Source organism: Nocardia vulneris (assembly GCF_001613425.1).
In the GTDB taxonomy this organism is placed as follows: Bacteria; Actinomycetota; Actinomycetes; order Mycobacteriales; family Mycobacteriaceae; genus Nocardia; species Nocardia vulneris.
Genome location: NZ_BDCI01000003.1, coordinates 61,976 through 83,415, shown reverse-complemented (window position 1 = coordinate 83,415; position 21,440 = coordinate 61,976). Strand labels below are relative to the sequence as shown.

Below are 21,440 nucleotides of genomic sequence, written 5' to 3'. Positions count from 1 at the left end.
CGAGGTGCCGTCCCGGTCGTCGGAGGAATTGGGTCATCTTTCGGGACTTGTTGATCTCAGTCAACTGGCTGTTCGAATCAAGTCTGAAGCCTCTATGGCCTCCCTGGTCGTGGCAGCATGGGGTACTCACCGACCCGCTGGATGGAAAGCGAGGCACTGGTCTGAACTAATCATTTCAACTCTAGATGGCCTCGCAGATTCTGGTCACGATGGGGCAATCCACGTGGGACCGAGTGCGCGTCATCCTTCGCGGTGGCGGCAGTACACAAGTCCGGTCCACCAGCGATTTGTAGGGCCTACTTTTGAGAATCGCCTGCGCGAGTCATTGCAGTGGAGTGGTATGGATTTTCTCCGACTCTCGGCACAGCCGTCTGGCGCGCGGCATCCGAAGTCGGACTGACGATCAGCGAAGTCGCCAACGATGCCCCTAATGTCGCAGCTGGATCAGCGGCGACACCGAGATGACGTGAAATTCGAGCCGATTCGCCGTGGACGGCGGCACGCGGTATAAGGACCTTTTGGGCATCGGCCGCCGTTGCTCACGTGGATTTCGGCGGGTCTTCTGGAACGGAGGGGTGGTTCGTGGAGCCTGGCTGCAATCGGAGCTAGAGTCAGACGCGGGTCGCATCCTGCGCACTCATCACGTTCAGAACGACCCGACCGCGATCACGACGAGGTGACGAGGTGATACGTCTGTTTGATTCAGCCCGGGGTCTGACCGTCGTAGCGGTGCTGACCTGGTGTCTGGCCTTTGTGACGTTCCCGACTTCCCAAGCTGGACCGCTCGACCTGGGATGTGCCCTACCTCGCTCGGGCAGTCAATTCCAGGCCGCACCACCACAAGCGCAATTCTTGGACCCCAGCGCGGTCCAACAAGCGATCGACTACGCAACCTCCCACATGCGTGTGTCGGTGCAGATCTTCCGCAACAACTGCCGGGTCGGGGCCGGATCGCTTGAGCCGGCGATCGACTCGATTCCATTACCGATATGGAGCTCGGTGAAGTCGATCGTCTCCTTGCTGACCGGCATCGCCGCCGAGCGCGGTTTGCTCGCCCTCGATGATCCGATCGGAGGGTACCTGCCCGCCGGACCTGCGTGGGGAGACGATGCCCATCGCGACATCACTATCGGTGATCTGCTGACTCAGACGTCGGGACTGCGGCAGTCGATCATCAGCGAGGCCGCGTCGTTGCTGGCGGATCCCGATATTGTGCAGGAAGCGCTCGCTCAGCCACTCGACTACCCGCCAGGCACTCATTTCGCTTACGGCCAGCGCCAGGTGGACCTACTCGCCTTCATTGTGCAGCGGGCAGTAGGTCAAGACCTGCAAGCTTTCGCGCAGGAGAACCTGTTCGGACCCATCGGAATCCCCGCAGACAACTATGTTTGGTTGCGGGACCGTGTTGGTAACACCTATGGATCCTCGAACCTCATGATGCCCGCGCACCAGTACGCCAAACTCGGCCTGCTGGTCCAGAACGGCGGTGTCTGGAACGGGCACCGCGTGCTGTCGCAGCAATATCTGCGCCAGGCAGCCGAACCCACCCTCACCAACGGCTGCTACGGCTACCTGTTCTGGACCAACCGCGGCCAGTCGTGCACCAGCGCCGACTTCCCCTCCGCGATGACGGTGGCGCACAGCATGATCCCGAGCGCGCCCGCCGACTTATTCGCCATGGTGGGGTTCCTGCACCAGAACAACTTCGTCATCCCCAGCCTGCGCATGACCGTCACCTGGATCGGTGCCCTCGGCGACGTCGCTCCCGATATCGGCACCGTGCTTAGCGCCAACCCCGGCACCTCCGACCTCTACTACAACTTCTTCCGCATCCTCATGCGCGCCGTCACCGACACGCATATCCCAGACCCCGGCCCGTATCAACCCCCACCGATGAATCTCAACTTCGACCCGCTCAAGTTCGCAGACCCCTCGGTCCTGCTAACAGACCTGTTTCCCAACAGCACCTGCAACATCTTGACCTGCAACGGCTGACCATTCCGCTAACCTCCGTGCCCGCGCCCGGTACCCTCGTGACGGAGATGCGCCGAAGCCCGTGTCATGCCAAGGCGGACGGTCACCCGGCCGTGGGGAGGTGTGCGCACGTGGTGCTCGGATTGTGGACGGAATGATACGTCGCTGGGCAGATCCGAAGTGCTCAACCGAGATTTTCTCAGATGTTGAGTTCGCGAATTTGCCGCGGAAATTTCCCAGGCATCGGAGGCAACGCCATTAGGATCCTGTCTCCGGGGCCCGTGTCTATGCGAAAGCATCACATTGCCGATGAACGGGCACCCGAACGATGTCGTGCTCAAGGGAAGACTTGTTCGATTGAGTCTGATGCGCCTATGGCTGTTGTGGGTTGCTGTTGCCGTCGGCTTTAGTGATGCGGATGATGTGCAGGATGCGGCCGACTTCGCCGGGATATCGGCTGGAGGTGATGTCAACTGGTTGCCATCCGGTGTCAGTGTTGGCCCGGATGCGGGCACGGGTGGTGATTTCGATTGTGGGGCAGGCTGGTTCGAGCATGGCTTGGGTCCGTCTGAGTGCGGTCCAGGAATCGGGATGGATGAGGGCCGTATCCCCGTCGCGTTGCCAGTCGATCCAAGTGGGCACCTTGCCGATCCAGGATGAGATGGTCGGTGGTCCTGAGCGAGCGGGGAAGGCGAGGAGCGCCGCGGCGGGTCCGTCGGTGGCATCTTCGTCGGCTAGGCGTAGCGTTTCGAACGGGCCGACGACTGGTGGGTCGATGTCGGTGACGTCGTGGGTGAGGGCGCGGACTCCGACGTGGCGTTCGTCATTTCGTCCGCGTGCCATGATTTGCCAATTCATCAGGTGGCCGTCGTCGTGGAGGATGCACAGGCTCGACTCGAACTGCGCGTCGGGGGTAGGAGCGTTCGCTATCTCGATGAGTCGAGGTATGTCATCGAAACGCAAGACTTTCCGGAATATCTCGCCGGGGGATCTGATGCCTTTCCAGGCTGATGCGTCGTTGGTGCTCATCAGCCAGGATTCAAGCCGTTGCTGGATTTGGAGTTCGCCGAGGTTGAACCGGAGGCCGGCGGCGGGTCTGGGCTGGGGAGCGTCGGCGCTGGTGTCTCCGATCCATAGGTGCATGGCATATACGTCATCTTCGGGCCCCAGGACTGGCACGATCTCTACCCGGCGGTCGCCGAAGCGGCCCGGCATTCGCTGCTCCAGGTGTGAGCCGCTGCTGTGTGTCCAGTTGAGTGCGCCCACCGCATCGATGCCTTCGTCGCGTTCGACGCGGAAGATCGAGACCCACTCCTTTCGCAGTCCGTCTTTGGCAACGATGCTCATCGAGGAAGGGCCTAGGCATTCGACGAGGTACCACGTCATTGGGGCTCCTCTTTCGGGTCGCTTACGGTCGGGGTGTCAGGTGCAGAGTGACCGGTTCGGGGCTGAGAGCGGCGCGTTCGCGGATGCGCAGCTCGTTGGAGGTCGATAGAACGAATGCGTCGAGAATGCGGGCCAGCAGCACGGTTGCCTCGTGGATAGCGAAGACGCGGCCGATGCAAGCTCGCGGCCCGGCTCCCCAGGGCTTGAAGAAGCGATCAGGATGGCGGCGCAGCGCCGCCGGATCGAATCGGTCGGGGTCGAAACTGTTGGCGGTGGGTCCCCAGACGTCGGTATCACGCTGCGCGGCGAGGCTGAGCACGAAAACCGCACGACCGGCTGGGATTTCGTATCCACCGACGTTCTGGTCTGAGCGGGCGACGCGGAAGAAGCCGGGGGCGATGGGCCACATGCGGAGGACTTCGTTGAGCATCTGCCGGGTCAACCTCATACCCGAGACGCCGTCGTAGTCGTGGCCCCGGGCGCGGATCTCGTCGGCGAGTTTGTGCTGAAGGTCTGAGTCGGAAGCGAGGTAGTGCAACGCGATCTGCAATAGCGCGGCCGTGGTGAGGTGACCGGCCACGAGGAACGTGATGACCTGGTTGCGTACGTTGTCGAGTGGCAGCGTCCGTCCGGTCTCTGGGTCGACTGTGGTGAGCATCAGGTTGAGCAGGTCCCCGGTGTCCTTTGGGCGGGCTTGGCGTTCGGCGATGATGCGGTCCACGTAGTCACACATCGCGGCGTGCCTGCGCTTCACCCCTGGTGTGCGCCAGAGCGCTCGCAGATTGCCGACGATCGGCAGGTCGTTGGTAGCCTCACCCGCCCAGCGCAAGACGAAGTCGAGCTCGCGTACGAATCGCTGCGCGGCGCTGCTGTCGGGGTTGGGGTGGAATAGGCCGAGGTCTTGGCCGAATCCAGCCCGGCCGATGACCTCCACGGTGGCTCGGGTCATGGCCGAGTGCGCATCCACCGAGCCGCCCGCAGTCGACCATTCGGCGACGAGGTCGTCGCCGACCGAACTCATCGCGTCGTGGTAGGCGCGCATGGCCTGCTGGGTGAAACCGGGGGCGAGGATGCGGTGAGCTTGCCCCCACAGAGGATCGCTGCTGCGCGCGGAAAAGAGCCCGTCGGGAGCGAGCATCCTGAGGTTCGCGGTCGGCCCGACAAGCGCTCTGCCCCAATTATTTTCGTCGCAACACTGTACAGCGAGTCGAGCACCGGCTACTACCACCAGTCGGGCACCGAGAATTTTGCGCTGGAAGATTGGCCCGAGTTCCGTGGCCAGCTTGGCTTCGTGCTGTGTCGGGCGAACGCGGTCCACGCTCGATATGTCGCCCAGCAGTGGGAGGCGGCCGGGGGCATGAGGAAGCCGGTCGATCGGCAGAGTGCCGGACGTCAAGGTCATACTCATAGGCTCTCACAGTCATCGGGTGGAGTTGGCCGCCTATCAGGACAGTTAGTTTGTTCTTCCGCTTGAAACTATCAGGAGTATGTGATTCACTTCACACGTGCTGGGTGGCTAGTCCCCGGCCGTGAGGTCCAACTCCACACGAGGCGCTGGTTCCGTATGCCTGCGCGCGTGGAAACACCTCACGGAGGACGCCATGTCAGCTATTCGTCGGTCAATCACTTCGCCCTTCGTCGGCGATGCGAGGTTGGCGCATCGTGCAACTCCCTCGTTGACCTTCCCTTCCGCTGTCCCTGATACCCGAGAGCGGGCGGTCGTTCGGTTGTGTTCGGGAGAGCGCTGTGTCCGGGCGGGCGTGGCGAATCGTGCCGATGCGGTCTTTGCGGGATCTTCTGCGGGCTCGAAAAAAATTGCCTCGCAATGGAATCCCTGCTCGGTGTTGTCAATGAACGAAGGAGTGCGTGATGAATAACCTCCTAGTAGGTGGCAGTGATCGGATGATCGAGACGGCTTTGGTTACTGCTGTTCAGGCCGATGGTGAGCACGCCCATGCCGTGGGAATCTGGGTTGTGTGTTTGTGGGGGCGGCAGGTCGTGGCCTGCCAGTTCGTGGCCCGGCTGGATATCGATCCCGTGACGTTCGTCCCCGCGGAGTCGACTGGAGTCGTGCTCATCGCGGTTGCACCGTGCCGGGTCTCGGACGCGGTGATCGCCCGGGTCGAATTTGCGCACGACTTTCTAAGCGCTCATGGATTGGATGTGCGGGCGATTTACCTGCCCGTTCTGGTGCCTGGGGGAATGTGGTCCTCGTTGCGGGGGAGTGCGATCGATGGGATCGTTCCCTCGAGAGCGGCGCAACTCGTGCCAGTTCGCCACCCCCGACGGCTGCCGTTTCTGGGGCGAGGACGGCATCGGTGGCCGACCGCCACGATGGTTCCATTGGCCGCGTTGGTGTTCGCGCTGCCGATCGGGCACGCCGTGCCCACAGGACAGCCGGGTATCGCCCCACCTCGGCCCGGCGCGGGCCAGGCCGGAGTCACTGCTCCACCATCGGCTAAAACCATCGCAGCTGCGCCCTCAACTCCCTCACCGACCGACTTCCGCGGCAACGACGAGCCAGTGCCGGGACCATTGACATCCGCGACCAGCAGCTCGGGGCGCACGGCATCGACCGTACTGATGAGTGACGGCAGTGTCGGGTTCTCTGACGACGCGGACGCGAAATCGCCGCCAGATGCAGTGTGTGTCGGTTCACTGGGTTTTCCTCGGCCGCAGTGGATTCCGGAGGAGCTCGCAGACAAAGAGCGCGCATGGAATGCGTTCGCCGCCACGAGGGTGGCGTCTGTGCTGAACACGGCGGGGTTGCACGATCCCGCGATCAGCTCGGCCTTGGGAGCGGACGAGGGCGAGGCGCCGGCGGTCCCGGAGGGGCTGGAGCCGGTCGCCGCGATACTGCCCGACCCGACCGAGGCCGCGGGCTTGCCCGATCCCGTGGCTGATTGGGTCGAGGAGGTCGGGCCTTCGATCGTTGAGGCGGTGTTGTCGGTAACCGCCCAGTTTCCAGTGTGGTGGCCATGATCACGCATCGGATCCCTCCAGAGGATGGGGAGGATTGGGTCGACTTGGACGAGCCGGGGTGCGCTGATAACACGACCGGGTGGGCTCAGTGGCTCGTCGCGGGGTCTGCGTCTCAGGCGCAGGTGTGGTCAGAGACGCCTCAGTGGCCGAGTTCCGGTCGGAGTTCCTGGCCGGGTTCCCGCTGGGGGTTTTTCGGTGCGGCGATTTTGACCGCTGTGGCGTTGGCGGTGGCGGTGGCGGTGGGGCCGAGGCCGCCCGCGCCAGCGACCTTGGAACCCACGACGGTGGCGTTCGATGAGGGTTTGCCGATCGTGGCGGGCACCGCGCGGGATTGCCCGGGCGGTACGGGCACGGTGTCGGTCCCGGTGACCGGACCACCGCTGTTGCCGCCGGACACCGGCGCTAGCGCAATTGTGGCGTTCGAGACTGCTTACTACTCGGCTCGCGACGGGTACGCGGCTCGGCGGTGGGTGGCGGATGGTGCGGCGATTTTGGACGCTGCCGGTATCCAGGCGGGAATCGACTCCCAATCCGTGGCGGCGTTCTGTGTGCGTATCCAACGCCTGCTGCCAGGTTTGTACGACGTGCAGGTGCGTGAGCATCGGCCGGGGGAGCCGGAAACCCTGTGGAGGCAACGGATCACCACCAGCGCCAGTGGCGGCTACTCGGTCATTACTGCCATCACCGCCGAATGAGTTACGCAGGCCGCTCGGCCCGCCGGTTCGGGCCGAGCGCGAGACCAACGACGAAACGTTGAGTGCGAGAAGAGGTGTGAGATGTTGATAGCAATCGCCGGGCTCGGTCCCGGCATGGGAGTGACTACGACGACGGCCGTTCTCGCGACGACGTGGCCGGGCCCGGAACCGGCGCTGATGGTCGATGCAGACCTCAGGTCGGGCGTGGCCTCTGAGGTCGTTCATGGTCCCCCGGTCGAGTCTGTCGATGGGCTCTGTCTCGCCGGGAGGTCAGGCTCGTCGGTGGGGACCGTTCCAGTGCTACATCTACCGAGGCTTGCGGCAGCGAGAAGATCGGTGCCCGAAACGACAGAGGTGGCGGGGCAGTTGGCCGTGGTGTTCGCCGATTGCGGTGCGATATGGCCGGTTTCGGCCATGAAGTCCATTGTCTCCGGTGCCGACGCGATCGTCGTTGTTGTTCGAGTTGACCTGACCGACCCTCTCCTCGCGGGTCAGCGTGTCCGCGAGCTCACCGCGGATAGCCGGCGCCGAGGCGTCGTGCTCGTTGGCCGCCTTCCCGGTCGCGAGGACGACTATCTGAATCGGCTACAGATACCAGTCTTGGGATGGTTGCCATGGAGTACGAACCCGACGGCAAGGCTGGTGCCGTCAGGCTTGAGAAGGCCGCGCGGGGACCGCCTCGTCGTGGCAGCGCGCGAAGTAGGCCGGGCGATCCGCGCTCAACTCGCAATGGCGACACCAGGACCGTGCTCGACGGCAGATCGTACGCAGCGCGGAGGAGGAGGAGACGGGTGGCGGCGTGACCTTGCCCGCCGATCTGGCGGCACGCTCGAGCCGTCGGTATATCCGCTGCCAGTACCGAATGTGCTCGCGCCAACTGCGGGTTGCGTGGGATCCGCGCCGCCGACTCTTCGTGAAACTGACACGGTCGACGGAACTGAGACGGATATGGTGGCGCTGGACAGGTCCGCACCAACCCCTGGCGTTGCGGCAGATGATCAGCCGCCATCCGCGTCCGGCTGGCAGGACACGACTCGGCCGCGCGCAGCGGCCGGTCACCTCCCAGCGCCGACCTGCGCCCCGTCCATTCCAGCCCGTACTTCAAGGCGCAATGTGCCACTCACTGCCGCGGTCGCCACACCCGCTGGGCGAGGGCCGGTCGTACACGCCGCGCCACGTGCGAAGCGTGCCGCCGCGCCCGCCGAGTTGCCACCAGCGCTCACGGTGCAGTTGTTCGGGCCCGTGCGTGTGATGTGGCAGCCATCCCGGCCTGAACAGGGTTGCGTGGTCGCCGAGGTAGAGATCACGGGACGGCTGCAGCGGCGTAGCCGGGAGGTGCTGGCATTGTTGGCGACACACTCGCACGGCCTGACCCGCACACAACTGGTGGATGCGTTGTGGGGCGAGCGGGGTCCGCGGCGGCCCAGCAACGCCGTCTGCACCACCCTGGCCCGGCTTCGCACCGCCGTAGCGGAGGCCACCGATGGCGCCGTCACTCGGATAGTGGACACCGCGTCCGGCCGCCTCCGTCTGGACCAGGGCGTGACGAGGGCCGACTACACCGAGTTCCTTGCTGCCGTGGCTCGCCGCCGAACCGCGGCCGCCGTCGAGCGTCGGGAGGTTTGCGAGCGAATTGTCGAGCTCGCCGCCTCGGGCGTGCTCGCCGCGGATCTGGACGCCGGCTGGCTCGTCCCGATGCGAGAGGCTACGCGTCGAGACGCGATCGCCGCCCTTGCCGCGCTCACCCAGACCCTGCTCGGCACCGACCCGAGTGGTGCTGCGCTCTGGCTAGAAACCGGCTTGGTCATCGACCCGTACAACGAGCTCGTCTATCGCGACCTCCTGCGCCTGCACGCCCGCTTGGGAGAACACCACGCTATCGACGACACTCTGGCATTGCTTACCCGGCACCTCGCCGATATCGGGGAAAAGCCGAGCCGGGAAACACAAGCCCTCGCTCGCCAGCTAAAAGAACAATGTGGTGCCAGTAGGTAAGTCTTGAGCGCTCAGGTGGGGTCTCTTAGCTAGGGGTTGGGCTGAGATAGGTCTCTTTCTAGTAAATGTCAAATGGGGAATGTCTATGTCGACTTGATGGTTGAATTGTGGTACTGAATATGTCTATGACGCCGATGATGGGTGTGCATGCTGATGTAAAAGATATATGCTAGATGCAAGTAGTAGATGTTATTTCTTCCTTAAGGGCGGCCTTGGGGTAGGCTCGAATGGTTGTGGCACTGAGTTAACACCTGAAGGTTATTCGAGGGAATCTCGTAGCTATGGAGTTGGAAGCCGACTTGCGACCGGATAGCCCGAGGCTGCGGACTCGTGGGACGAGGGTGCGCGGTAATTACTCTGTGTGCCAATCCGTGTTGCATTCGGTAGGTCAGTCTCTGTTGCGATTGAGTCGCAACACTTCCCTCTGGGCGGGGGCCCGGTCGTGGCCACTATTGTCCGTGCTATGCCGCCCAGGGTCCTAACCCCGCCAGGGCAATATCAACATGGGGCCGATGGCGGTGGGGGTCGAGGCGACGCTGCTGGAGTCATGTTTCTGTTCGTGAAGTAGTCGTCCCCCGGCGGCCATCTAGGTACTTCCTTGTCTATGTGCAGCTTCGCTGCGCTTTTCGAATAACTTGAAATTGTCGATGGAATGCGCAAATTCATTGTGCAAATATGGCCCTGAACTGCGAAAATGGATTAGAAAATTTGTGCTGAATGAGTTGCATTGCCTGACGAGTCGAGCTAGGCTCGACATATAAAAGAAATCCAGAATTCCCGGTAATGTCGGATTTGCGGCGGCGCTATTCCTGCGTGAATAATTCGCTAGTGCCGCGCCTGGTGTTCAAGCATCGAATGGAGGCGAGTCGGATGACCCATGCAAGTGATGATCGACTGATTGTCGCGCTGAAGAGTTTCGTTGCGCCCGCCAGTGTGCGGGATGCGGATGATTTTGAGCCATTCGAAACGCTGGCCAGCGCGCGGGAATGGGCGGAAGAACAATTGCGGGCCGATGTTGCCCAGCATGGGTCGGGTTGGGACTTCCAAGTCGATGTCGCATGGGTAACCCGCGCAGAATTCCGGGCCGACACGTGGGGCGTGGTCGATGACATGATCGCCCGCGCCACGTGGGACGCGGCGACCGATTCGGTCGCATGGCAAGACGATGGCCCATTCGATTTCACCGACTGCCACATCTGAACGCGTCGCGCCGGGCCTGGTAAGGCCAACGACGCACCCAACCGCCCGTTCGATTCACCCCGTGAAGGAGTTCGCGATGACATCCCCGGTACCCACCACCACCGCCCCCGCCGCCCCCGCGTCGGGTAGGCGGTTGGGCAACGGCGAATTGCGCCGACTGGTGGCGCAGACGTTGGCCGACGATCCTGGCACCGAATTCGGTCCCCGTGAGATCGCAAGAATCACCGGACGGTCATCGGGTGCGATCGGTAACGCACTGGAAGTGCTGGTTCGTGACGGACACGCTGACCGCACCCAGGACGCGCCGCGCCGCTACCGCGCCAATGCCGAGACCGCTGCCGCCGCTTCTGCGCACCGGACCACAACCGCACCCCCTGCGGCCCCATCGCGCCCCGCAACGCCCGCCCCTGCCGTGCCGACAACGGCCCCGGTAACCGCTGCCCCAGTAGTGCGCCCGAGCGGGCAAACCTACTACCCGCGCGCACTGGCGGGATTGTCGGATGTCGATGTGCTGGCCCGCATGCGCGCCAACGGGGTACCGGTGTTGTTGTACGGTCCGCCCGGTACGGGCAAAACCAGCCTGATCGAGGCTGCCTACCCGGACCTTGTGACCGTACAAGGTGATTCGGATACCACAGTCGCTGACTTCGTCGGCGACTATGTCCAAACCCCGGACGGCCGTTTCGAATTCGCCCATGGCCCGCTCGTGCGTGCGATGCGCGAAGGGTCGGTGTTGTTCATCGATGACGCGACCCTGATCCCGCCCAGCGTGCTCGCCGTGGTGTATCCGGCGATGGATGGCCGCCGCGAGGTCGTCGTCAAAGCCCACAGCGGGGAGATCGTCACTGCCGAGCCCGGGTTCTTCGTGGTTGCGGGCCACAATCCCGGCGTGCACGGCGCGATCTTGTCCGAGGCGCTCGCGTCCCGGTTCGCGTTTCAGGTGGAAGTGTCTTCCGATTACGAACTCGCTACCGGGTTCGGCGTTGATCAGCGTGCGATACGTGTGGCACGCGCACTGGCGGGGCGGGTGGCACGAGGGGAGATCGGGTGGGCTCCGCAACTTCGTGAACTGCTGGCGTTCGCCAAGATCGCCGACGCTACCGATACCGCGACCGCTGCCGCGAATCTGCTCGGCACCGCACCCGAAGAGGACCGCGCCATCGTCGCCGAGGCCGTCCGAACCGAGTTCGGCACCAGCTACAAACCCCTCGCGCTGGGTGCGCGCCTCACCCGCTGAACCGCTCTCGGTACCCAAACCTCCGCTGCCCGAAGGGATTTACCGCCATGACCGCGACACACGTTGTCACCGGCTCTACCGCCCCCGCCGTGGGCCGCCCGTCCGCTTGGACTGCGTGGGCGACCCTGTCCGAGGCCATGACCGCTGAAACCCCGGCAATTGCCAACCGTAACGATCTGACCGTGGTGATCGCGCCCGGCGCGGCGGGTGGCGAATTGGCGATGTTCGTCCCCGAGCTGGCCGTGATCGCCATCGAAGGCGACAACCTGGGTATCGATCCCGCCACAGCGCGACCGTGGCGGTATGCCGACCGCCGCCGCTACGCCCCCACTTGGGGTGCGCTGACCCATGAGTGCGCGCACGCCGCACACACCCGCTGGACGTCGCCGAAGGCTGCCTCCCCGGTCGTCGATGCGGCAATGTTGCTGGAGGAGTCCCGTATCGAGGCCGCCCATCTGCGCGACCGACCCGGTGACCGGTTTTGGCTGCGCGCGGGCACCCTGGAGCTGGTTTTCGCCGATGCCGGGGGTGCGTCCGCGACCGCCGAACTCGCGCCCTCCCGTTACGCTGCCGCGCGTGCCGCCGGGTTGATGTTGGCGCGCATCGATGCGGGTGTGCTGACCGCTGCCGAATGTGCGCCTGCCGCCGCTGCGATCGAGTCGGTGCTCGGCCGGGACGTGTTGCGGCAGTTGCGGTTTCTGTGGCGGGTGGCGCACCGGCTATCCGACACCAACACCAAAGGCATGCTCGAACTCGGACGGCGCTGGTATGCGCTGACCGGTCCCGATCCGCACACCGACCCGGAACCAGACTCGGTGCTGGGCGCGGCCATCATCGCCACGCTAGGCGATATCGCAACGAGCGTCGCTGCCGACTGCCACCCGCTCGACCCGGCCGATCGCGCCGATGCCGAAGCCGAACAAGAACGGACGCACACCGACCGCGCCAGCACAACAGCCGCTGCGGTTTTTCGGCCCCGTTCCCGGCGGGTGGCCAGACACCGTACGCGCGTCCCGCGCGACGAAGAACGCACCGCCGCGCGAGTCCTGGCGCGCGCCCTGAACACCGCCAGTGCCCGCGAACGTGCGCTCGTGAAGACCACCTCGGCGGTGCCGCCCGGCCGGTTACGGATGCGCGGGGTACTGGCACGAGAAGCCCAGCGCGCCACCGGCGCGGTCCCGAACGCCGAACCATTCACCCGCACGGTCCGTAAAACGGTGCCGGTGCCGCCGCTGCGGATCGGCATCGCCTGCGATATATCGGCGTCGATGGATGACTACACCGCCGAGGTCGCCTCGGCGGCATGGATTCTCGCCACCGCCGCGCAGCTTGCAATGATGCCCGCTGACACGGCCACGGTGACCTTCGGTGCCACGGTGGTACCGGTCACCTACCCAGGCCCCGCCCCCAAATTGGTGACCGAATTCGAAGCACCTGACAGCTGGGAAGCCATCGAGATCGCCATAGACGCTCTCGACGGCGCACTTGGACTGTCGCAGCCGGACAACACGCGGCTTCTGGTCATCATCTCCGACGGCCGGTTCCAACCCCGACCCCGCGCCGCTGGACAACAGCGGCTGGATCGGCTGCGGGCCAGCGGATGCGCCGTGCTGTGGCTGGCACCCGATCTCGATGACGCCCGCCCGTTCACGGGTGCGACCGTGCACGAACTCGCCGACACCGCCGCCGCCATCGCACGCGCCGCTACCGCCGCCGTCCGTACCGCGTAACACCACCTTGTCCGTGCCCCGCCGGGAGCGGATGTGTTTACGGCGGTATCGGCAAGCAGACGCGAACAAGGACCGAACCAACCCTACAACCGGAAGGAATCGCAATGGACAGCAACGCATTCAATGGTCCGATTGCCCTTGGCAGGGCCGAGGCTCCGGTGCCACTGCCAGCCGCCCTGGCCGCCGCGCTGCACGACACCTTCTGCTCCAGTGAGCACGGCTCCGACAGTATCGAGCTGTGGCTCGACATCGCAGCCGAAGCGACACGGCTGATCACCGTACCCACTTCCCAAGAACCCTGCGCGGTACCGATATTCGCGATCTACGGCAACAAACGAACCAACGCCGTACTCGACCCCCACACCAGCGCCGTGTACATCACCTCGGGCAGGCTGACAGGCACGCACTACCCCACACCGGTCGAAGCGGCACGAGCGGTTATCGCGTGCGCGACCGGCAGCGACGGCGAGTTCGACGGCGACGATCGCACGAGCTGGCGACTCCCTTCCCGCCAGCCGAACCGGGAGGAGCGCCACCGATGACCACTACCTACCCGAGCTGCCTGTATCCGGATGTCCCCCAATACCGTTGGGCCGCCACACTTATCAGTAGCGACAACCTAGCGGTATCCGATCCGGATATGGCCGCTCTCGGATACGACAGCAAAGCTGGCCTGTGCAGCCGACGCCACGACCGCCGTCGAGGCCGAGCGGCGAATCTTGACCTGGTTCGCCCACGACTTCGAAGACGACCTTGTTGGTTGGGCGGCCACCGCTACCCGCACATCGACACCAGGACGTTGGAACGTAGAGGTCCACAGCCCGCCCTACCGATGAGCCTCCACCGGGTTCGCCACCGCACCAGTCTCGTACGAGGTACGCCCTGGGCCACCGATTCGAGTTCGGTGGCCCAGGGTGCGGCTCGTATCCAGGGCGCGTGCCTGCATTGGCTGCTTGACCGGAGCCCGGTGTTGTCGGCACCCGAGCTCGAGAAAGAACGAGGTCGTTCCCCGGACCTGAGAAGGGAGTCCAAAACATGCGGGTTATCGGATATTGCGAGTGTTGCCGACGGTGCAAACGCGTACGGGTCTCGACCCAGAACCTCGTGCTGAATCGGCTGATCGGGATCTGCGACGACTGCGCCGAACCCTCAACCCATGCGGGCAGTTCAACCGAGTAACGGCAGCGAGAGCCGCACCTGTTGCTAAAGGGCCAACGACTGGAAATGTCGACGGCAGCGGTGTTCGAGGGCGATCGGCCACCGGGTTCAACCCGGTGGCCGATCGCCTCCTGTCGCTTGGTGCTGCCCCACTGGTGCGGGGGTGAGAAAAGCTATCGGGCGGTGTCGATCTGGCTGGTCAGGAACTCCAGCACCTGAACAACGGCCGCGTCGTAGCCGGTCTGATGCACCCCGCCGAGGTAGAACTGCGCGGCGTCGCCGCCTTCGCGAGCCAAATCGGCGAATGCTTGGCTGGTGTCGGGGCTCGTCAACTCGGTGAAGCTCGACGCGAGACCTGACAGGTGTGCTCCGCCCTCGCCGGTGAGGGCCGCCGCGGCGATGCCGGCGAGGTCGGCTCCGATCGGTGCGAGGCCGATCAGCTCCAGTCCACCACTGAGCGGGTCGCCGCCGGTCAGTTTGTCGAGCGCACGCCAGGCGATCTCCTGGGCGGTGCCGATGTCGCGGGCAGCGCGGGCCACGTCGACGCCCGCGAGAACGTTCACGATCTGGGCGGCGGTTCCGACCGTGCCGCTCTGGTCAAGCGGTGCCGCGAGGGTCAACGCGCGTGCGACCAGACGGAGGTCGACTTTCGACGCCATCTCCACCAGTGGCTGGAGTTGGGTGTTGAGGTCGCCGGTGAGTTGGTGCAGGCCGGGCAGGTCGCCCGCGGCGAGTCTGGCCGGGAGTTGGCCGAGATCATCGACGATGGCGGGGAGGTTGGCGGCGACCCCGGCCAGGCCACCGAGCACGATGACGACTTGCCGAGTCACCGACGACGGATCCAGATCAGCTCCTGCTGCCGGGGTGAAGCTTCCAGCCGAGTCAGGCAGGGCGTTGCCGCTCGTGAACGCTCGCCCGATCGCGGAGAGCGCGGGTGCGGCGTTCGGGTCGGTCGAGCAGTACAGGTCCCCCGTGGCGCACACGGTCCGGACGCGGTTCGCGAGTGCGCCGAAATCGTCGCGGGGACCGGCGATGCCCTGGCCGGTGGCCGGTGCACCCAGCTGTGGGGTGGCGGGGTCGCGGCGCGGGTCGGAGATCAGGCCGACGCCGAGCACGCGCGCAGGGTCGAGGGGACCTCGCCCCTGCCCGATCGCGGCGGTGGTATCACCCACGACATCGGCGCCTTGGGAGTAGCCGGCGAGCACTACTCGCGTGGACGCGCACAATCCGCTGAGCATGCTCGACATTGCGGCGACACCACCGTTCTGCGAGGGCCGGTAGGGCGCGAGCGCAGCGGGGTAGGGCAGGTAACGGACGTCGATATCGCCGCCGTATCGGGCAGACAGACCGTTGCCGACGGTCGTTAGCAGCCCGGCCGGTTGGGTCGGGTTCGCGGCGGGGCTGGTTTCGGTGGTCCCGGGCACCAGGATCGCGGTGAACGGCGCGCATTTGGGGTCGGCGGCGGCGGTGCCCGTGCCCATGATGGTGGCAGCCGTGGCGGCGGCAGCGATGGCGGTGGCGGTTATGCGGGTGGGCAGTCGGCATGATGAACCGGTCGTGGCGGGGCGCGGGAAACGGAAGCGGGCGGGGTTGGCCATGAAGCGTCCTCCGGATACGGATGGTCGGCGCACACACCGATGTGTGTTCCGCGTGCATCCATGGACTGGCAGCCTCGAGGACGTTCTTCCCACCGGAACCGCGAAAAGTTCCACCTCCTCTCCTCGACAGCGCTTGGTCACGAATCACGACACCACCTCGCAGCGGTCCGATACCTGTGGTCGCGAATTCGCAGCACTCTTGGCGGCCCGCGCATGGCGTCGTAGCGTTCAGGTGTTCCCAGATATGCAATAGGCCAGCTGGCCCGGCATCGCAAGACTGCCTAGACACGCTCCTGCACCACGACTTCGCGGTCGAGACCGAGCGGTACGGCCGCGCGGGCGCGACTATATGTCCGGAGAATCCGGGATGACTCGCCGGGTTGCCACGTGATCCGTTCCGCGATGTGCAACACTGACCTGCCCTGATGAGATCTCGGATGTCTACACTGGCTTTGAGGAGGTGGCGCGATGCTGTTGGCTGATCAAGTGGCATCAGTGATCATCGCCCGGCACGGTGGTCGATGGCTGGACAAGATGCCGCTGCAAAAGCTCCTGTACTACGTGCAGGCGTGGCACCTGGCCATCACGGACAGGCCACTGTTTCCCGAGAAGTTTCATGGCTGGCCGATGGGGCCTGTTATTCCCGAATTATGGCGCACTCGTGCTGACGTACGTACTCGTCAACCGGAAAACCAAAAGCTTGACGGCATCGAACTCTGTGACCTCGCCTCCAATCTCGTAGATCTGGTCTTGGTGCAGTACGGCTCGATGAGCGGCTCGGAACTCAGCGCACTGACTCACACCGAGACGCCATGGAAGGAATCCCGCACCCTATTGCAGGCCCTTCGGCGTAGTCGCCCGATCAAGAACGATTCGATGGCCCGGTTCTACCGTCAGGAACGGTTGCTCGGCGGCCGAACCGCAGCAGATTTGGCCGCAGGTGGCGTACATGCGCCGGTCATTGATACCGAGCGCGTCGACATCGACACGCTTCTGGCGAGCCTGCCCGAGGACAAACTCGACGACGATCCTTGGGGCGGAGCGAATCTCGCGATCGCGAGTCCCGACGACTACGACGGCATCCCGCTGGTACGAATCCGCAACCGGGAGGCATAGCCCTTGCAACCTGCCGGTACCGAGGTACAGCGGCATGTCGTCATCTTCGACTGCAACATTTACCTCGACGTAGCGAGCTTGACGGGTCCGCCGTTCACCTGGGCCAAATTCAACTCTGCCGCAGCTCGTCTGGCCTCTACCCGGCCAGACCCCGCCACACGGTCGTATCCTGACTCGCTGCTGGCGGTCGCGGTGTGCCAGTCCGGCAACCTGACTCGACGTGAGCCAATCGAGGTTGTTGTGAGCGACCACATACAGGTGATGACCCACAAGAAGGCAGTTGAGATACTCGGCTGGCAACGCCAGGACGCGGACACGCTGCTGACCGAGATGATCGGTGGCCTGGTGGAAAGGTCGAATGGCTACACCATTTCCAATCCTTGTCCGGACGGTAACCCGCCGCTGGATCACGAGGACGGCCTCGTTTACGGCACATGTCGATTCGTGGCCAACGAAGACCCCCTAGCCCAGGTGTATTGCGTGACCCGGGACAAGCCGTTTGTGGAGGCATACCGCAGCCACGTACTGCGGCAGCACACCAAGGTCCTTACACCGACGCAGTTCCGCAGCCTTGTGAGAGCGGCGAGGAATCCCATGGCGCGGGTCATGTCGCAAGAGAATTGATAACGGGCCATCGAGTCGGCTTGAAAGATTTGCCCCCTCGCATTCTTAGAATGCGTCCGAGCACTTCGGTTTCTGGCAGATATGCTTGAGATTCGAATTAACGAACGGCGTCGGGGCAGCGTTGGCCACCCAGGCGGTACCGTGCGGAGAGCAGCCCACCCGGCTGTTCGTTTCGGTCCGGGTAAGTACTGGCTTTGCCTGACTCCCGATGTTCACGACCAAAGCCAGCAGGAACGCCCTTCGGCCGGTACGCGTATGGCGCACCGGCCGTTAGGTGGTGTCGAGTTACTGCTGTTGCTGCGCTGCTTGTTCCTGGGCCTGCTGCTGTTCCTGGGTGGGGTGGAGCTTGAACTTGTTCGGGCGTTCGCAGGTGTATTCGGCGACGAATCTCCCGACCAGTGCAAAACATGCGTTGTAAACCGCGCCGGAAGACTTGCCGCCCAACGCTTTAGCGATCTGTCCGGGCGTGAACTCTTCGCCCGGGTGATCGCGCAGGAAGTCCTCGACCAGCCCTCGCAATGCGCCGGGCTGCGGCCCTCTGGGGCGCTTGATCCGCTGCCCGCAGGTCGGGCACGTGCCCTTCACTGCCGGATCGGCGGCGGGATCTACCGAGTCCTCCTCTCCCGCAGTGCTATCCGCATCGCTACCAGGTGTCGGCGAGATCGCCTCGGTAGTGTCCGTTTCGGTGTCGGATTCCTCGGGCAGTGGCTCGTCTGCGGGTTGCGTCTCGGCTGCGTCGGTGTCCGGGGTGGGGTGGGGTTCGGCCGTCGTCGTCGCGTCGGCAGCGGGAACGTCCTGGGTGGCGGCAGACGCAGGTTCGTCGGCCGTCGCCTGCGGTGTGGGTTCTGGTGCAGCGGAACTGGTTTCGGCGTCGGCTGCGATACGCCAGCGGAAGCCGGAACGATCGTCGCCGTCGTTGGCGCGCACGACCAGCCCCTCGCCAGCCCAGGCGGCGACGATCTTGCGGACGGTGGTCTTCGGTACCGATGCGAAGTTGGCGAGTTCGCTGGTGGTGCTGCCGGGGTTGTCGGTCAATGTCTGCCACAAGGTGTTTTCCTGGGCGGTACGGGTGTCGGTGGTGGTCGTGCTGGTGGTGGACATGACAGTCCCCTTTCAGGATTTGAGCGATGAAATGGAATGTGGGTCATGTCCCGGCCGGGACGGTCGCCCGCCGGTTGCGTTACCGGGTGTGCGGGGTTCCATCTATATCGACGCTCCGTACCCGCATCGATGTCAAGGGGTATCGGAAAACAAGATGGATGTACGTTGAATTCCTGGGGTTTTCGCGTACGGAACCTCCGCCCGTCCTGTTCACACCGCATGGGGAATAGCTTCTTGGACAACATCTCCCACCTGTGCGGCTCGGGGCCTTCCGAGATTAATTTCAGTTGTTTTTATCCCAGGGAAGGCGCTCGCAGAAGAGGTGGTCGAACTGCCATTGCCAGGCGCAATCGGGACACAGCGTGTCCTCGTGCGTGCAACGACCGTTTGTGGCGAGGCGGATTTCGACTTCGTCGATGCAAGGCTCGGGAGTTTTGGCTCCCGGTGGCAGGTAACTACAGTCCGCGAGCGCGCTCACTGTCTTAGGGTTCTTTTCGGGCATGTACCTGCCCTTTCGTGTAAAGGAGCCACCGATGGGTTATCCAGGAACCGGGGTGCTGGCGCGCAGCGAACAAGGGATCGGATCGATCTCGCGAATGGCTGGAAGGTGTTAGGGAACTTGAGAACTCGCTTCGGAGCCGTTCTGGTCCGGTATCCAGGGGCGTGTCGCGCCGAAGTAATCGGCGAGTCGATAGTCACTCACTTGGACGGGGATGCCGAAGGTCGGTGCGTGCACCATTTTTTCGGCTCCCAAATACATCCCGACGTGGTGGATGTTGCCCTCGACCCCGTAGAAGACGAGGTCTCCCGGCGCGAGGTCGTTGTCCGGGATTCTGGGCCCGGCGGCGTATTGCTCGTCGGTGGTGCGGGGCAAGGTGATTCCGCTGCGACGGTAGGCGGCCTGGACCAGGCCCGAGCAGTCCCAGCCGCCGTTGATGTCGGGGCCGTTGCCGCCCCATACGTACGGTTGCCCCAATTGGGCGCAGGCAAAGGCGATTGCGGTCGCCGCGGCCGAACTCGCGGCGCGGATATCGAGGCAGTCTCCGCCGCCGGGTGGGGCCGTGAGGCTGTAGCGGGCGGCCCAGTCGAGGACCTGGTCGACGTACCAGTCGGCGTGGTTGTAGGCGAAGATCGCAGCCCGCAAATCGCTGGGCGCGCCGGAGTCGCACAGGTACCACGCGGCGGCATAGACCGCGTCGGAAGGGTTGTAACGCGAGGGCGGTGTGGACCCGCCCGGCGGGAGTGGATGACGCGCGGTGATGCTGTCGAAGGTGGGTGCCAGAAATTGCATCGGACCTGCTGCGCCCGAGGCATTCTCACCGGAGCCGACTCCGGGCAGGGGAGAGCGGCTATGGTCGGTCTCGACCTTGCCGATGCCGGCGAGGACCGACCACTCCAGGCCCGGGCAGACTCCGGCGCCGCGCTGGTAGAGCACGAGCATCGGTCCGGGGATGTCGGCGACCGCGTCCGGGCTCGGCGCTGAACCGGCACCGGGCGCGGGCACGATCGCGTGCGGTCGATCGAATACCGCGACAGTGGTGACGACCGAGGCGATGACGACCGAGACGAACACCACGGCCGCGCAGCCCATCGCAATCACGCGCGCCAACATCACCGGCTCCCAGCATCGGGCGGTCGCGGTGAGGGTGGTGCCAGCACTGCGTGGCGGCTCTTCGGCGATATCGGCACCGTCGCCGGAGCTGGTGTCAGGCGCGGCCATCGAGAAGCCAACTGCGCGAGGGAGACTCGTTGACCACCGGTGTCTTCCAACGCCAGCCATACTCGCCGCGCCGGGCTTGCCCCGGCGAAGTCGCCGACGAGCTCGGCGGCAGCAGTCGCGATCGGCACCGTGTCGGGGTCGGTGAGTTCGCTCCAGTTCTGGCGCAAGACTTTTCGTGCAGCGGCTTCGCGGGCGAGGGTGGGTGTCCACAGCAGGATCGGGGTGATGACGGCGCTGGTGCGGGCCAGCTCGGCGTAACCGGTGAGTTTGGCTGCGACTGTGGACAGTGTCATGGTGCCCAGATCGAACTCGAGAAAGAAGTCCAGAGTCGGTGCCGCAGAGCCGAACCGGCCGTAGCCGTCGGGGCGAGCGAGATCGCCCCAGAGCGCGTTGCAACGGTATTGCGACCACCACGCCAGCAGGGTTTCGGGTTCGGAGGCGGTGGCTAAGGCAGTGAACCAGTCGTTGGCACCCAAGGTGTGGGCCAGGTGCAGGCTGTGCGCGATGGCGAGCGCACGATCGGGCCGGTAACCCAGATCACGTACCTCGAGACCGGCTTCTGCGGCGAGCACCGCGGCCCCGGCGGGTGCCAGGACCCAGTGTGCTGGTGCGGAGCCGGTCGCGCGCAGGGGCCGGAATGAGTCGAGTACACCCTGGTGGCGTAGCCGCCCCAGCCGTCGCCGTGCGGCCGATCCGGTGCCGAACCCGAGCGCGGTGAGCTGACCGGTGGTGAGCACTCGATGCTCGTGACACATCCGCAGGATCCAGCGATCGCGTTCGGTCAGGCAGCCCGCCAGTCGCGCGTGCTGGCGTGGGCGTGCCGGTGAGGTGAGTGCTGGGCCGCGCAGCTGATGCTGGCGGGTGGGATGAGAAATCATCGCGGACTCCTTCCTTGAGCTGATTTGTCTGCGGCACAAGCGATCC

17 protein-coding genes are annotated in these 21,440 nt (G+C 64.6%); 10 read left to right on the top strand and 7 right to left on the bottom strand.

The window, feature by feature from the left end; all coding sequences use genetic code 11:
* Positions 1 to 684: 684 nt before the first annotated feature.
* Positions 685 to 1,995: a serine hydrolase domain-containing protein gene (locus NVU01S_RS04840; RefSeq protein ID WP_209444864.1), complete on the top strand. Its 1,311-nt coding sequence runs from the start codon at positions 685 to 687 to the stop codon at positions 1,993 to 1,995.
* A 351-nt stretch (positions 1,996 to 2,346) separates the two neighbouring features.
* Here the strand turns inward: NVU01S_RS04840 and NVU01S_RS04835 are convergent, their stop codons facing one another.
* Together NVU01S_RS04835 and NVU01S_RS04830 are read right to left on the bottom strand one after the other, a co-directional pair.
* Positions 2,347 to 3,360, bottom strand: coding sequence for a GAF domain-containing protein (locus NVU01S_RS04835; protein ID WP_156161849.1), 1,014 nt, complete (start codon positions 3,358 to 3,360; stop codon positions 2,347 to 2,349).
* Positions 3,361 to 3,382: 22 nt separating this feature from the next.
* Positions 3,383 to 4,768 (bottom strand): cytochrome P450, encoded by a 1,386-nt coding sequence (locus tag NVU01S_RS04830; protein ID WP_244896303.1) that lies wholly within the window; start codon positions 4,766 to 4,768, stop codon positions 3,383 to 3,385.
* A gap of 494 nt (positions 4,769 to 5,262) precedes the next feature.
* Here NVU01S_RS04830 and NVU01S_RS43155 point away from each other — a divergent pair, with 494 nt between their 5' ends.
* Positions 5,263 to 6,342 (top strand): hypothetical protein, encoded by a 1,080-nt coding sequence (locus NVU01S_RS43155; protein ID WP_156161848.1) that lies wholly within the window; start codon positions 5,263 to 5,265, stop codon positions 6,340 to 6,342.
* 139 nt (positions 6,343 to 6,481) lie between these two features.
* On the opposite strand, the gene NVU01S_RS43150 is transcribed toward NVU01S_RS43155, so the two are convergent.
* Complete coding sequence (locus NVU01S_RS43150; protein ID WP_156161847.1) at positions 6,482 to 6,622, bottom strand: hypothetical protein; 141 nt, start codon at positions 6,620 to 6,622, stop codon at positions 6,482 to 6,484.
* A 4-nt stretch (positions 6,623 to 6,626) separates the two neighbouring features.
* Between NVU01S_RS43150 and NVU01S_RS04810 the strand changes: the two genes are divergently transcribed.
* The 6 genes from NVU01S_RS04810 (at position 6,627) to NVU01S_RS04785 (ending at position 13,741) form a co-directional block, all read left to right on the top strand.
* Positions 6,627 to 7,037: a DUF8176 domain-containing protein gene (locus NVU01S_RS04810; RefSeq protein WP_156161846.1), complete on the top strand. Its 411-nt coding sequence runs from the start codon at positions 6,627 to 6,629 to the stop codon at positions 7,035 to 7,037.
* Between the two features lie 1,284 nt (positions 7,038 to 8,321).
* Positions 8,322 to 9,032 (top strand): AfsR/SARP family transcriptional regulator, encoded by a 711-nt coding sequence (locus NVU01S_RS44090; RefSeq protein ID WP_167829438.1) that lies wholly within the window; start codon positions 8,322 to 8,324, stop codon positions 9,030 to 9,032.
* Positions 9,033 to 9,815: 783 nt separating this feature from the next.
* Positions 9,816 to 10,232 carry a hypothetical protein gene (locus tag NVU01S_RS04800; protein ID WP_156161844.1) on the top strand — a complete coding sequence of 139 codons (417 nt, stop codon included), beginning with the start codon at positions 9,816 to 9,818 and terminating at the stop codon, positions 10,230 to 10,232.
* A gap of 76 nt (positions 10,233 to 10,308) precedes the next feature.
* Complete coding sequence (locus NVU01S_RS04795; protein ID WP_043678365.1) at positions 10,309 to 11,469, top strand: AAA family ATPase; 1,161 nt, start codon at positions 10,309 to 10,311, stop codon at positions 11,467 to 11,469.
* Between the two features lie 47 nt (positions 11,470 to 11,516).
* Positions 11,517 to 13,199 carry a VWA domain-containing protein gene (locus NVU01S_RS04790; protein ID WP_043678309.1) on the top strand — a complete coding sequence of 561 codons (1,683 nt, stop codon included), beginning with the start codon at positions 11,517 to 11,519 and terminating at the stop codon, positions 13,197 to 13,199.
* A 104-nt stretch (positions 13,200 to 13,303) separates the two neighbouring features.
* The gene (locus NVU01S_RS04785) at positions 13,304 to 13,741 is read left to right on the top strand and encodes a hypothetical protein (RefSeq protein WP_043678307.1); all 438 of its coding nucleotides are present in this window, start codon (positions 13,304 to 13,306) and stop codon (positions 13,739 to 13,741) included.
* 789 nt (positions 13,742 to 14,530) lie between these two features.
* On the opposite strand, the gene NVU01S_RS04780 is transcribed toward NVU01S_RS04785, so the two are convergent.
* Positions 14,531 to 15,955, bottom strand: a complete 1,425-nt coding sequence (locus tag NVU01S_RS04780) for a cutinase family protein (protein WP_156161843.1) — start codon at positions 15,953 to 15,955, stop codon at positions 14,531 to 14,533.
* A gap of 468 nt (positions 15,956 to 16,423) precedes the next feature.
* Between NVU01S_RS04780 and NVU01S_RS04775 the strand changes: the two genes are divergently transcribed.
* Both NVU01S_RS04775 and NVU01S_RS04770 read left to right on the top strand, forming a co-directional pair.
* Entirely contained in the window at positions 16,424 to 17,071 is a 648-nt protein-coding gene (locus tag NVU01S_RS04775; protein ID WP_082032332.1) for a Panacea domain-containing protein, read from the top strand.
* Positions 17,072 to 17,074: 3 nt separating this feature from the next.
* A complete protein-coding gene (locus NVU01S_RS04770) occupies positions 17,075 to 17,695 on the top strand; it encodes a hypothetical protein (protein ID WP_063048063.1) in 621 nt (206 codons plus the stop codon).
* Positions 17,696 to 17,980: 285 nt separating this feature from the next.
* Here the strand turns inward: NVU01S_RS04770 and NVU01S_RS04765 are convergent, their stop codons facing one another.
* From NVU01S_RS04765 to NVU01S_RS04755, 3 genes are all read right to left on the bottom strand, one after another.
* A complete protein-coding gene (locus NVU01S_RS04765) occupies positions 17,981 to 18,796 on the bottom strand; it encodes a MarR family transcriptional regulator (protein WP_043678302.1) in 816 nt (271 codons plus the stop codon).
* Between the two features lie 610 nt (positions 18,797 to 19,406).
* Positions 19,407 to 20,516 carry a C40 family peptidase gene (locus NVU01S_RS04760; protein ID WP_244467446.1) on the bottom strand — a complete coding sequence of 370 codons (1,110 nt, stop codon included), beginning with the start codon at positions 20,514 to 20,516 and terminating at the stop codon, positions 19,407 to 19,409.
* Entirely contained in the window at positions 20,408 to 21,394 is a 987-nt protein-coding gene (locus NVU01S_RS04755; protein ID WP_043678300.1) for a replication-relaxation family protein, read from the bottom strand. Before NVU01S_RS04755 ends, NVU01S_RS04760 begins: the two co-directional genes overlap by 109 nt.
* Between the last annotated feature and the right edge of the window lie 46 nt (positions 21,395 to 21,440).

Bases quoted from the DNA above. Each gene is read 5' to 3' on its own strand.
- NVU01S_RS04835 (WP_156161849.1), bottom strand. From the start codon at position 3,360: ATGACGTGGTACCTCGTCGAATGCCTAGGCCCTTCCTCGATGAGCATC.
- NVU01S_RS04830 (WP_244896303.1), bottom strand. From the start codon at position 4,768: ATGAGTATGACCTTGACGTCCGGCACTCTGCCGATCGACCGGCTTCCT.
- NVU01S_RS43155 (WP_156161848.1), top strand. From the start codon at position 5,263: ATGATCGAGACGGCTTTGGTTACTGCTGTTCAGGCCGATGGTGAGCAC.
- NVU01S_RS04800 (WP_156161844.1), top strand. From the start codon at position 9,816: ATGTCGGATTTGCGGCGGCGCTATTCCTGCGTGAATAATTCGCTAGTG.
- NVU01S_RS04795 (WP_043678365.1), top strand. From the start codon at position 10,309: ATGACATCCCCGGTACCCACCACCACCGCCCCCGCCGCCCCCGCGTCG.
- NVU01S_RS04790 (WP_043678309.1), top strand. From the start codon at position 11,517: ATGACCGCGACACACGTTGTCACCGGCTCTACCGCCCCCGCCGTGGGC.
- NVU01S_RS04785 (WP_043678307.1), top strand. From the start codon at position 13,304: ATGGACAGCAACGCATTCAATGGTCCGATTGCCCTTGGCAGGGCCGAG.
- NVU01S_RS04780 (WP_156161843.1), bottom strand. From the start codon at position 15,955: ATGGCCAACCCCGCCCGCTTCCGTTTCCCGCGCCCCGCCACGACCGGT.
- NVU01S_RS04775 (WP_082032332.1), top strand. From the start codon at position 16,424: ATGCTGTTGGCTGATCAAGTGGCATCAGTGATCATCGCCCGGCACGGT.
- NVU01S_RS04765 (WP_043678302.1), bottom strand. From the start codon at position 18,796: ATGTCCACCACCAGCACGACCACCACCGACACCCGTACCGCCCAGGAA.
- NVU01S_RS04760 (WP_244467446.1), bottom strand. From the start codon at position 20,516: ATGGCCGCGCCTGACACCAGCTCCGGCGACGGTGCCGATATCGCCGAA.
- NVU01S_RS04755 (WP_043678300.1), bottom strand. From the start codon at position 21,394: ATGATTTCTCATCCCACCCGCCAGCATCAGCTGCGCGGCCCAGCACTC.